The sequence below is a fragment of the Zoogloea sp. LCSB751 genome (assembly GCF_002028455.1).
GTDB lineage: Bacteria > Pseudomonadota > Gammaproteobacteria > Burkholderiales > Rhodocyclaceae > Zoogloea.
Window position 1 is genome coordinate 114,883 of record NZ_MWUM01000015.1, and the last position, 11,768, is coordinate 126,650.

An 11,768-nucleotide genomic window follows, 5' to 3' on the forward strand; every position below is an offset into this window, starting at 1 on the left:
CGGACCGCCCCGCCGCAAGCCGCTGCGACAGGTCAGCCCGTCAGGGCGGCGTTGTCGTCCACCAGCATGTCGCGCACGGTGTAGCTCGGCTTGCGGTCCGGATAGCGGCACTCGCCGGCCGGGAGTCCGGCGCCGTTGCAGCCGCTCAGCAGCGGGCAGCGGGCGAACAGCTCCGCCGCCCAGTCGGCAAAGGCGCGCACCTTGGGCGACAAATGGCGGTTCTGCGGATAGAGCACCGACATCGGCACCGGCGACGGCTTCCACTGGGGCAGGATCTCCTTCAGCGCACCGCTTTCCAGGTGGGGCAGGGCCATGAAGCGGGCCGGCTGGATCAGCCCGAAGTTCTTCAACCCACAGGTGATGTAGGCGTCAGAGTCATTCACCGCGATGCTCCCCTCCATGCGCACCGGCATGCTGACCCCGTCCACCAGAAAATCCCAGTCGAAGTTGCGCCCGCTGACGCTCGAGAAGTAATGCACCGCCCGGTGCTGCTGCAGTTCCTCAAGCGTCGTCGGCTCACCGTAGCGCTCCAGGTATTCCGCCGATCCGCAGGTGACGAAGCTCAGGCTGCCGATGCGCCGCGCCACCAGCGTGGAATCCACCAGCTCGCCGGCACGGATCACGCAATCGACGGCTTCCTGCACCAGATCCACCGGGCGGTCGCCCATGCCGATCACCAGTTCCACGTCCGGGTAGCGGGAATGGAATTCGCACAGGTTGGGAATCAGGATGTCCCGCCCGACGGGCCCCGCCACGTCCACCCGCAACCGCCCCTGCGGTCGCCGCGCGGCGTCCTGGAAGGCGGCCTCGGTCTCCTCCAGCTCGGCGAGGATGCGCGCGCAGCGCTCGTAATACGCCGCGCCGTCGGCGGTCAGGCTGACGCTGCGGGTGGTGCGGTTGAGCAGGCGCACCTTCAGGTGATTCTCCAGCCCCTGGATGGTGTTGGTGACGGTGGCCCGCGGCAGGCCCAGGTTGTCCGCCGCACGCGTGAAGCTGTTGGCCTCCACGACGCCCATGAAGACCTTCATGGCCTGAAATCTGTCCATTTTTCCGCCTCCGGCTGACGGCCTCGCCAAACGAAGCCTCCAACAATTATTAGTCAACTTCGAATAGTGAAGTCAACTTTCGAATATTTATCCAAAGCCTATCAACAACCAAAATGCACTCATCGCCCCGCCCGTCCATTCCAGATCGCTAAGCACATGATGGCTCGTTACGACACCGTTCTTCCCCGCAGCGCCGACAGCTTACAGGTCGCGGATTTGCGCCTGCCCGGCTTTGCCGGACAGATCGGTGCCCGCCTGTACCGGCCGGCCGCTGCGGCGGGAAGCCTGCCCGGCGTGCTGTATTTCCACGGCGGCGGCTTCGTCGCCGGCGACCTGGACGAAGCGGACCCGATCGCCCGCAGCCTGGCCGCGACGATCCCCGCCGCGGTGCTGTCGGTGGCCTACTCCCTGGCGCCGGCCCATCCTTTCCCGGCCGCGCCGGAAGACGCCCACGCGGCGGCCCTCTGGCTGCACGCCCAGGCCGCCACCTACGGCATCGACGCCACCCGCCTGGCCTGCGCCGGCCATGACGCCGGCGCCACGCTGGCCGCCGCCCTCACGCTGATGGCCCGCGACCGCCTCGGCCCGCCCCTCGTCGCCCAGGCCCTGGTCGGCCCGATGCTCGACCCCAGCCTGACCCGCCTGGACCACCGCGCCGGCCCCGCCGAGCCGCAGCCCGACACCTGCGCCCGCTGCTACAGCCAGTACCTGCCGCGGGTCGCCGAGCGCCTCCATCCTTATGCGACGCCCCTCGAATCCCTGCGCCTGGCCGGCCTGCCGCCGGCCCTGATCGCCACCGGCGCCCACGACCGCCTGCGCTGCGAGGCCGAGCACTACGGCAGCGCGCTGATCAACGCCGGCGTAGCGACCCAGGTCACCCGCTATGCCGCGGGCCACGCCGAGCTGCCGGCCCACCCGGCGCTGCGGGCCGACCTGGCGGCCTTCCTGCGCCACCACCTGTGGCCCGCCGCGAACCTCTTCCCGGACTCCCCAACATTCCAATCCCTGAAAACAGAGAGGACATCATGACCACGACCGCCACCTCCCGTTCCCTTCCCCGCCGGCGCCTCGTCATCGCCGCGGCCCTGGCCGGCCTCGCGCTGGCCGGCGGCGGCATGGCCGTTTACGCCGCGCACACCGACGCGCCCGCGCAGGCCGCCGCGCCCCAGGCCGCCCAGGTGGACACCGCCCAGGTCGTCAACCGGGCCATCACCGACTGGCAGGACTTCTCCGGCCGCCTCGAAGCCGTGGACCGGGTCGAGATCCGCCCGCAGGTATCGGGCATCCTGACCCAGGTGCATTTCCGCGACGGCAGCCCGGTGCGCAAGGGCGACGTGCTGTTCACCATCGACCCGCGGCCCTTTGCCGCCGAGGTCGAGCGGGCCGAGGCCCAGCTCGCCGCCGCGGAATCGCGGGTTGGCTATACCGGCTCCGACCTGGCCCGCGCCGAGCGCCTGATCGCCGACAACGCGGTGTCGCGCCGTGACCTGGAAGAGAAGCAGAACGCCGCCCGCGACGCCAACGCCGGCGTGCAGGCCGCCCGCGCGGCGCTGCGCATCGCCCGCCTGAACCTGGAATACACATCCATCAAGGCGCCCATCGACGGCCGCATGTCGCGCGCCGAAGTCACCGTCGGCAACCTGGTCAGCGCCAACGGCGGCCCGGCGCTCACCACGCTGGTGTCGTCCAGCCGCATCTACGCCGCCTTCGACGTGGACGAGCAGACCTTCCTGAAGTCGGTCAATCCCGCCCGCGACGCCAAAGGCACGGCACTGCCGGTGCACCTCGGCCTCGCCGACCAGGACGGCCACCCCTTCGAGGGGCGCATCCACTCGGTGGACAACCGCCTCGACACCACCTCCGGCACGATCCGCGTGCGGGCCATCTTCGACAACGCGGACGGCCGCCTGATACCGGGCCTCTACGCGCGCATCCGCCTCGGCGCCGGCACCCCGCGGGAGGCCGTGCTGATCGACGACCGCGCCATCGGCACCGACCAGGACAAGCGCTTCGTACTGGTCGTCGATAGCGCCAACAAGACCGCCTACCGGGAAGTGCGCCTCGGCAACCTGCACGACGGCCTGCGCATCGTCGAGGACGGCCTCAAGCCCGGCGAACGCATCGTGGTGAACGGCCTGCAGCGGGTCCGCCCCGGCGACCCGGTGACGCCCCACCCCGTCGCCATGGAAGGCAGCGCGCCGCTGGCCGCCGCCACTGAGCCCCACGCGATGAAAACGCGGATCTGAGCGATCCGCGGGAGACACCCATGAACATATCCAAGTTTTTCATCGACCGCCCGATCTTCGCCGGCGTGCTGTCGATCCTGATCCTGCTGGCCGGCGTGCTGGCAGCCTTCAAGCTGCCCATCGCCGAATACCCGGAAGTGGTGCCGCCCTCCGTAGTGGTGCGCGCCCAGTTCCCGGGCGCCAACCCCAAGGTGATCGCCGAGACGGTGGCCGCACCGCTTGAGGAGAGCATCAACGGCGTGGAAAACATGCTGTACATGCAGAGCCAGGCCAACAGCGACGGCAACCTGACCCTCACCGTCAACTTCCAGCTCGGCGTCGATCCGGACAAGGCCCAGCAGCTGGTGCAGAACCGCGTCTCCCAGGCCCTGCCGCGCCTGCCGGAGGACGTGCAGCGCCTCGGCGTGACCACCGCCAAGAGCACCCCGACGATCACCATGGTGGTGCACCTGACCTCGCCGGACGACCGCTACGACATGACCTACCTGCGCAACTACGCGGTCCTCAACGTGAAGGACCGCCTGGCGCGCATCCAGGGCGTGGGTGAAGTGGGCCTGTTCGGCTCCGGCAACTACGCCATGCGGGTGTGGCTCGATCCGGGCAAGGTGGCCGAGCGCGGCCTCACCGCCGCCGAAGTGGTGAAGGCCATCCGCGAGCAGAACGTGCAGGTGGCCGCCGGCGTCATCGGCGCGCCGCCCAACGACCGCCGCACGCCGCTGCAGCTCAACGTGAATGCCCAGGGCCGCCTGAAGGACGAGGCGGAGTTCGCGCAGATCATCCTCAAGACCGCCCCCGACGGCGGCGTCACCCGCCTCGGCGACGTGGCCCGTATCGAGCTGGCCGCCTCGGAATACGGCCTGCGCGCGCTGCTCGACAACAAGCCGGCGGTGGCCATCCCGATCTTCCAGACGCCCGGCGCCAATGCCCTCGATGTCTCGTCCCAGGTGCGCGAGACGATGGCCGAGCTGGCCAAGGATTTCCCGCCGTCGGTGCAGTACAGCATCGTCTATGACCCGACCCAGTTCGTGCGGGCCAGCATCAAGGCAGTGGTCACCACGCTGCTGGAGGCCATCGCGCTGGTGGTGCTGGTGGTCATCGTGTTCCTGCAGACCTGGCGCGCGTCGATCATCCCGCTGCTGGCGGTGCCGGTCTCCATCATCGGCACCTTCTCGCTGATGCTCGGCTTCGGCTATTCCATCAACGCGCTGTCCCTGTTCGGCATGGTGCTGGCCATCGGCATCGTGGTGGATGACGCCATCGTCGTGGTGGAGAACGTCGAACGCAACATCGAGGCCGGCCTGACCCCGCGCGAAGCCACCTACCGGGCGATGCGCGAAGTGTCGGGGCCGATCATTGCCATCGCGCTGACCCTGGTTGCGGTGTTCGTTCCGCTGGCCTTCATGACCGGTCTCACCGGCCAGTTCTACAAGCAGTTCGCGATGACCATCGCGATCTCCACGGTGATCTCCGCCTTCAACTCCCTGACCCTGTCGCCGGCCCTCGCCGCGCTGCTGCTGAAAGGCCACGACGCCAGGCCCGACTGGCTGACGGTGCAGATGCAGCGCTGGCTGGGCGGCTTCTTCGCCCGCTTCAACCGCGTTTTCCAGCGCGGCAGCGAGCGCTACGGCAACGGCGTGCGCGGCGTGATCGGCCACAAGACCTCGGCGATGGGCATCTATGCGCTGCTGCTGGCCCTCACCGTGGGCATCTCCTACGTGGTGCCCGGCGGCTTCGTGCCGGCCCAGGACAAGCAGTACCTGGTGGCCTTCGCGCAACTGCCGGCCGGCGCCTCCCTCGACCGCAGCGAGGCGGTGATCCGCCGCATGGGCGACATCGCCCTCAAGCAGCCCGGCGTGGAGAGCGCGGTGGCCTTTCCCGGCCTGTCCATCAACGGCTTCACCAACAGCGCCAGCGCCGGCATCGTCTTCGTGACCCTCAAGCCGTTCGCCGAGCGCAAGGGCGCGGAGCTGTCGGCGGGCGCCATCGCCGGCGCCCTCAACCAGCAGTTCGCGTCCATCCAGGAAGCCTTCACGGCCGTCTTCCCGCCGCCGCCGGTGATGGGCCTGGGCACCCTCGGCGGCTTCAAGATGCAGATCGAAGACCGCGGCAGCGTCGGCTACGCCGAGCTGGACAAGGCCGCCAAGGCCTTCATGGCGGCGGCCAGCAAGGCACCGGAGCTGGGCCCGATGTTCTCCAGCTACCAGATCAACGTGCCGCAGCTCGACGTGGACCTCGACCGCACCAAGGCCAAGCAGCAGGGCGTGGCGGTCACCGACGTGTTCGACACGCTGCAGATCTACCTGGGCTCCCTGTACGTGAATGACTTCAACCGCTTCGGCCGCGTGTACCAGGTGCGGGCCCAGGCGGATGCGGACTTCCGCGCCCAGCCGGAGGACATCGGCCGTCTGAAAACCCGCAACGCCAGCGGCGAGATGGTGCCGCTGGCCTCCCTGCTGCGGGTCACCCCCAGCTACGGGCCGGAGATGGTGGTGCGCTACAACGGCTTCACCGCCGCCGACATCAACGGCGGGCCGGCGCCCGGCTATTCCTCGGCCCAGGCCGAGGCGGCCGCCGAGCGCATCGCCGCCGAAACCCTGCCGCGCGGGGTGAAGTTCGAATGGACCGACCTCACCTACCAGAAGATCCTGGCCGGCAACGCCGGCATCTGGGTCTTCCCGATCAGCGTGCTGCTGGTCTTCCTGGTGCTGGCCGCCCAGTACGAGAGCCTGACCCTGCCGCTGGCGGTGATCCTGATCGTGCCGATGAGCATCCTCGCGGCCCTAACCGGCGTATGGCTGACCGGCGGCGACAACAACATCTTCACGCAGATCGGGCTGATGGTGCTGGTCGGGCTGGCCTGCAAGAACGCCATCCTGATCGTCGAGTTCGCCCGCGAGCTGGAACTGCAGGGCCACACCCCGCTGCAGGCCGCCATCGATGCCAGCCGCCTGCGTCTGCGGCCGATCCTGATGACCTCCATCGCCTTCATCATGGGCGTAGTGCCGCTGGTCACCTCCAGCGGCGCGGGCTCGGAGATGCGCCACGCGATGGGCATCGCGGTGTTCTTCGGCATGCTCGGCGTGACGCTGTTCGGGCTGTTCCTGACGCCGGTGTTCTACGTGCTGCTGCGCACCCTCGACAAGCGCCATCCCCTCCACTCGGCGGCCCATCACGAAGCGCTGCTGGTGCAACCGGCCGCCGCCCATGCCGGCCAGGAGTAAGACGATGAACCTGCACGCCCTTCCCCTGCCCCGCCGCGCCTTCGGCCTGCTCGCCAGCCTGCTGGTGCTGGCCGGCTGCTCGGTGGCGCCGGCCTACGACAAGCCGGCGCTGAACCTGCCCGCCGCCTACAAGGAGGCGCCCGCCGCCGATCCCAACTGGAAGCCCGCCGAGCCGGCCGACACAGCCGCCCGCGGCGAGTGGTGGACGGTCTTCGGCGACGCCACGCTGGACCGCCTGGAGCGCGACGCGGTGGCCGCCAACCCGGACCTGGTGGCCGCCGCCGCCCGCCTGGGCCAGGCCCGCGCACTGGAACAGGCCGCCCACGCGGCGCGCCTGCCCCAGGTCGGCATCGGCTTCGGCCCGACCCGCCAGCGCCCGTCGCCGGCCTCCCAGGGCCTCGCCGCCGACGCCGACACGCGCACCAGCACCTTGTGGCGCGGCCAGGCCACGGTCGCCTACGAGGTGGACCTGTTCGGCCGCCTGTCCGGCGCCGAGGACGCCGCCCGCCTCGACGCCGAGCGCAGCGGTGCGCTGTTCGGCGCAACCCTGCTGGCCCTGCAGGCCGACGTGGCCCAGGCCTACTTCCTGATCCGCGAGCTGGACGCCGCCCAGGCCTTGTACGTGGACACCGTCAAGCTGCGCGCCGACACCGTGCAGCTGCTGCAGCGCCGCTTCGACGAAGGCGACATCGCCGAGCTGGACCTGGCGCGGGCACGCAGCGAACTGGCCGCGGCGCGCTCCGAATCCCTCGGCCTGGCGCGCCAGCGGGCGGTGGCCGAGCATGCGCTGGCGATCCTCCTCGGCAAATCGCCGGCGGAGTTCAGCCTGCAGGCCATGCCGCTGCGCCGCCTCGCCATCGGCGTGCCAGCCGGCCTGCCGTCGGCGCTGCTCGAACGGCGGCCGGACATCGCCGCCGCCGAACGGGCGATGGCCGCCGCCAACGCCCGCATCGGCGTCGCCAAGTCGGCCTGGTTCCCGCGCCTGTCCCTCACTGGGGCGGCCGGCTACGAGGCCGGCGGCGTCGGCGACCTGTTCAAGTACGCCAGCCGGACCTTCGTGCTCGGCCCGCTGGTCGGCACCGCGCTGAGCCTGCCGATCTTCGACGGCGGCGCCCGCGAGGCCGGCCTCAAACAGGCCGAGTCCGCCTACGTGGAAGACGCCGCCCGCTACCGCCAGACGGTGCTGCAGGCCTTCCGCGAGGTGGAGGACAACCTGGCCCAGCTGCGCCTGCTCGGCGACCAGCACCGCGAGCAGGACGACGCCGTCGGCGCCGCCGAGCGGGCTGCCCGCCTGGCCCGCCTGCAATACCGGGAAGGTGCGGTGAGCTACCTCAACGTGATCGACGCGGAACGCAGCGTGCTGCAGCAGCAACGCCTCGCCGTCGGGCTGGACGGGGAACGGGCGCGGGCCACCGTCAACCTGATCCGTGCCCTCGGCGGCGGCTGGACGCCTATGTCCGGTTGAACCAATCGGCGCGCCGTGCGTCGCCGGTGCTGCTTTGCAACAGGAGGCCGATGCCCTTTAAGCTACGGGGCATCGGCCTTCTTCCTCCGCTCGCCATGTCCCGAATTTCCGCATTCCGCGGGCGCCTCGCCGGCGTCCTGAGCCTGTCCATCCTGTCCGCCCTCGGCGGCCTTGCCACGCCGGCCTTCGCCGGCAAGACCCTCGACGCCATCAAGGCCAAGGGCCAGCTCGCCTGCGGCGTCAGCACCGGCGTCATCGGCTTTTCGGCTGCCGACAGTCAGGGCCAGTGGAAGGGCCTCGACGTGGACGTCTGCAAGGCCCTCGCCGCCGCCGTCCTCGGCGATGCCCGCAAGGTGCGCTGGGTGCCGCTCAGCTCCCAGCAGCGCTTCACCGCGCTGCAGTCCGGCGAGGTGGACATCCTGTCCCGCAACACCACCTGGAGCCTGACCCGCGATGCCGGCCAGGGCCTGCACTTCGCGGCGGTCACCTACTACGACGGCCAGGGCTTCCTGGTCGCCAAAAAGACCAAGGTGACCAGCGCCAAGCAACTGAAGAACGCCGAGGTCTGCGTGCAGTCCGGCACCACCACCGAAAAGAACCTGGCCGACTATTTCCGCGCCCAGGGCATCAAGGTCAAGCCGGTGGTCTTCGACAAGTTCGAGCCTTCCATCAAGGCCTTCTTCAGCGGCCGCTGTCAGGCCTACACCACCGACGCCTCGGCGCTGGCCTTCATCCGCGCCAAGGAAGCCCCCAACCCCGACGACTACCTGATCCTGCCGGAGATCATCTCCAAGGAACCCCTCGGCCCGGCCGTGCGGCGCGGCGACGACGAGTGGTTCGCGATCGTCAAATGGACCGTCAATGCGCTGATCGAGGCGGAGGAACTGGGCATCACCCAGGCCAAGGTGGACAGCCTCAAGTCGTCCGCCGACCCGGCCGTGCAGCGCTTCCTCGGCGTCGGCGAAGACCTCGGCAAGAACCTCGGCCTCGACCGGGACTGGGCCGCGCGGGCGGTAAAGGCGGTCGGCAACTACGGCGAGATCTTCAACCGCAACGTCGGCCCGGACTCCCCCCTCAAGCTGCCGCGCGGCCTCAACGCCCAGTGGAACAAGGGCGGCATCCTGTACGCGCTGCCGCTGCGCTGATGGCCCGGCCGCAGTCCGCCTCCCGCGCCGTGCAGGCGCTGCTGATCGTCGCGCTGCTGGCCCTGCTCGGCCTGCTGGTGACAACGACCCGCGCCCACCTGGAGGAGCGCGGCATCCGCAGCGGCTTCGACTTCCTGTTCGAGCCGGCCGGCTTCTCCCTCGGCGAAAGCGTGCTGCCCTTCGACGCGGGCGACACCACGCTGCGGGCCTTCGTCGCCGGCCTGCTCAACACCCTGCGCGTGGCCCTGTCCGGCGCCGCGCTGGCGCTGGGCCTGGGCATCCTGCTCGGCTTCGGGCGGCTCGCCGACAACCCGCTGGTGCGCGGCCTGGCCGGCACCGCCGTCAACGCCATCCGCAACGTGCCGCTGCTACTGCACCTCCTGGCCTGGTACTTCATCCTCACCGACCTGCTGCCGGCCGCCGATGCGCCGCTGCAGCTGGCCCCCGGCGTGTTCCTCAGCAAATCCGGGCTGGCCCTGCCGTGGTGGGGCGACAACGGTTTCGAAATCCCCGAGCTGGCCGGCTTCGGCATCGACGGCGGCGCCAGCCTGACCCCGGAATACCTGGCCCTGCTGTTCGGCCTGACGATCTACGGCGCCGCCTACATCGCCGAGACCCTGCGCGGCGCCGTGCTCGCGCTGCCCGAGGGCCAGCGCACCGCCGCCCTGGCCCTCGGCATGACGCCGCGCCAGACCTTTCTGCTGGTGCTGCTGCCCCAGGCCTGGCGCGCCGCGCTACCGCCCACCACCAGCCAGCTCCTCAACCTGTTCAAGAACTCCTCGCTGGCGGTGGCCATCGGCTACCCGGACCTGATGGCGGTGGCCGGCACCAGCCTCAACCAGAGCGGCCGCGCCATCGAATGCCTGAGCATCGTGATCGCCGTGTACCTGCTGCTGTCCCTCCTCGGCGCCGCCGTCAGCCACCGGCTGGAAAAGCGCAGCCTGCGCGGGGGGCCGGCATGAGCGCTCCCACCCGGCCGCCCGAAGGGAGCGCTCGTCCTCCCACGGGGAGGATGTCGCGCAGCGACAGGAGGGTCGTCCCGTGAATTTCAACGTGCTGCGCCGCCGCTTCTTCGGCGATCCCCTCAACGCGCTGCTGAGCCTCGCCGTACTGGCCGCCGCGCTGCTGTGGCTGCCGCCGCTGCTGCGCTGGGCCGTGACCAACGCCCGCCTCGCCCCGGACGCCGCCGCCTGTACTGCGCTGGAACACGGCGGCGCCTGCTGGGGCGTGGTCGTCGAGAAAGCCCGCTTCATCCTCCTCGGCCGCTACCCGGACGAAGAAGCCTGGCGCCCGATCCTCGCCGCCGGCCTGATCGGTGCCGGCTGGCTGCTGGCCGCCTTCCGCCACCTGCCCGGCAAAACGCTGGCCGCCCTGCTGCTGGCCCCGCCGCTGCTCGCCCTGCCGCTGCTCGGCGGCGGCGTGGCCGGCCTCACGCCGGTGCCCACCGAACTATGGGGCGGCCTGCCGCTGACCCTGCTGCTGACCGGCGCCGGCATGGCCGGCGCGCTGCCGCTCGGCATCGCCGTCGCCTACGGCCGGAGATCACAGCTGCCGGTGCTGCGCGCGGTGCTCACCGCCTGCGTCGAACTGGCCCGCGGCATCCCGCTGGTCGCCGCCCTCTTCGCCGCGTCCTTCCTGCTGCCGCTGTTCTTCCCCGAAGGCCTCGCGCTGGACATGCTGTGGCGCGTGCTGATCGCCATCGTGCTGTTCGCCGCCGCCTACCTGTCCGAGATCATCCGCGGCGGCCTGCAGGCCATCCGCCCCGGCCAGCTCGACGCCGCCGCCGCGCTGGGCTTCGGCTTCTGGCAGACCCAGCGCTGGATCGTCCTGCCCCAGGTCCTGCGCGCCGTCGCCCCCTCCATCGCCAACAGCGCCATCGCCCTGTTCAAGGACACCTCGCTGGTCACCGTGGTCAGCCTCTACGAACTCACCGGCTCCCTCAGCCTGGCCCTCTCCGGCGACCCGGAATGGCGGCCGTTCTACCTGGAGGCGTGGTTGTTTATTGCGGGGGTGTATTGGGTGGGGTGTTGGGTGTTGGGGCGGGTCAGCCGGCGGCTGGGGGGCTAAGCTTGTGGAATGCCCCCTCTCCTGTGGGGTCGAATTCATTCGACCTCAGCCGGTTGAGCCCCGCTCCTTCGGCCTTTTGATCCTTTGATCCCTGCCGGGCGGCTTTCCGGCTTATTGGCTTGGATTGGCCGGGTCTCGCCCCGGCGGGCGACATCCTTTCTTGTCACACGACAAGAAAGGATGCAAAGAAACGTGCCCCGCTGCCACGCCCCCTGCGGGGGTGCCCTCGCTCCGGGTGCGCCGGGCGGGGTCTGCGCAAACTCGTCGGCTTCGCCTCCTCAGACATGCGCAGCCCTGATCCGCCCGTCCCACCCTCCACTCGGCGCGTCAGAGGGGGAAAGGAAAGACAGGTGCTCAACGGCCAAGGCCAGGTAATGCAATCCTGTGGCACACGACCAACTCCACCTTAACTAGATCCGATTCACGGTATATAAACCCATCCCCTTACACACAACTCTCCAGTCTGTATGCTTCATGCCAAATAATTGACGAGGCTGGCTGATGAGTTGGGCGAGAGACGAGTTCGGGACGATACAGCTGGGCGATCGGCGGTTGAACAAGCGAGCGGTTCTGCTGGC

The 11,768-nt window shown here is 69.9% G+C and carries 9 protein-coding genes; 8 read left to right on the plus strand and 1 reads right to left on the minus strand.

Translation table 11 applies throughout. The features are described 5' to 3' along the window. Positions 1-32 precede the first annotated feature (32 nt). Positions 33-1,046: a LysR family transcriptional regulator gene (locus B4920_RS16815; RefSeq protein ID WP_079435787.1), complete on the minus strand. Its 1,014-nt coding sequence runs from the start codon at positions 1,044-1,046 to the stop codon at positions 33-35. A 156-nt stretch (positions 1,047-1,202) separates the two neighbouring features. Between B4920_RS16815 and B4920_RS16820 the strand changes: the two genes are divergently transcribed. From B4920_RS16820 to B4920_RS30990, 8 genes are all read left to right on the plus strand, one after another. Then, positions 1,203-2,075, plus strand: coding sequence for an alpha/beta hydrolase (locus B4920_RS16820; RefSeq protein ID WP_079435788.1), 873 nt, complete (start codon positions 1,203-1,205; stop codon positions 2,073-2,075). Continuing rightward, positions 2,072-3,292, plus strand: coding sequence for an efflux RND transporter periplasmic adaptor subunit (locus tag B4920_RS16825; protein WP_079435789.1), 1,221 nt, complete (start codon positions 2,072-2,074; stop codon positions 3,290-3,292). Before B4920_RS16820 ends, B4920_RS16825 begins: the two co-directional genes overlap by 4 nt. A 20-nt stretch (positions 3,293-3,312) precedes the next feature. Further along, on the plus strand, positions 3,313-6,513 hold the full coding sequence (locus tag B4920_RS16830) for an efflux RND transporter permease subunit (protein WP_079435790.1): 3,201 nt from the start codon (positions 3,313-3,315) through the stop codon (positions 6,511-6,513). Positions 6,514-6,517: 4 nt separating this feature from the next. Further along, entirely contained in the window at positions 6,518-7,978 is a 1,461-nt protein-coding gene (locus tag B4920_RS16835; protein WP_088179488.1) for an efflux transporter outer membrane subunit, read from the plus strand. A 50-nt stretch (positions 7,979-8,028) separates the two neighbouring features. Next, positions 8,029-9,123: an amino acid ABC transporter substrate-binding protein gene (locus tag B4920_RS16840; RefSeq protein ID WP_254050970.1), complete on the plus strand. Its 1,095-nt coding sequence runs from the start codon at positions 8,029-8,031 to the stop codon at positions 9,121-9,123. Beyond that, complete coding sequence (locus tag B4920_RS16845; protein WP_079435792.1) at positions 9,123-10,085, plus strand: ABC transporter permease subunit; 963 nt, start codon at positions 9,123-9,125, stop codon at positions 10,083-10,085. Before B4920_RS16840 ends, B4920_RS16845 begins: the two co-directional genes overlap by 1 nt. A gap of 79 nt (positions 10,086-10,164) precedes the next feature. Then, the gene (locus B4920_RS16850; RefSeq protein WP_079435793.1) at positions 10,165-11,190 is read left to right on the plus strand and encodes an amino acid ABC transporter permease; all 1,026 of its coding nucleotides are present in this window, start codon (positions 10,165-10,167) and stop codon (positions 11,188-11,190) included. A 501-nt stretch (positions 11,191-11,691) separates the two neighbouring features. Beyond that, the coding region (locus tag B4920_RS30990) for a transposase DNA-binding-containing protein (RefSeq protein ID WP_139379456.1) at positions 11,692-11,768 on the plus strand (77 nt) is incomplete at its 3' end.

What these genes read in the sequence shown, in the direction of transcription:
- B4920_RS16815 (WP_079435787.1), bottom strand. Translation starts at nt 1,046, where the DNA reads ATGGACAGATTTCAGGCCATGAAGGTCTTCATGGGCGTCGTGGAGGCC.
- B4920_RS16820 (WP_079435788.1), top strand. Translation starts at nt 1,203, where the DNA reads ATGATGGCTCGTTACGACACCGTTCTTCCCCGCAGCGCCGACAGCTTA.
- B4920_RS16825 (WP_079435789.1), top strand. Translation starts at nt 2,072, where the DNA reads ATGACCACGACCGCCACCTCCCGTTCCCTTCCCCGCCGGCGCCTCGTC.
- B4920_RS16830 (WP_079435790.1), top strand. Translation starts at nt 3,313, where the DNA reads ATGAACATATCCAAGTTTTTCATCGACCGCCCGATCTTCGCCGGCGTG.
- B4920_RS16835 (WP_088179488.1), top strand. Translation starts at nt 6,518, where the DNA reads ATGAACCTGCACGCCCTTCCCCTGCCCCGCCGCGCCTTCGGCCTGCTC.
- B4920_RS16840 (WP_254050970.1), top strand. Translation starts at nt 8,029, where the DNA reads ATGCCCTTTAAGCTACGGGGCATCGGCCTTCTTCCTCCGCTCGCCATG.
- B4920_RS16845 (WP_079435792.1), top strand. Translation starts at nt 9,123, where the DNA reads ATGGCCCGGCCGCAGTCCGCCTCCCGCGCCGTGCAGGCGCTGCTGATC.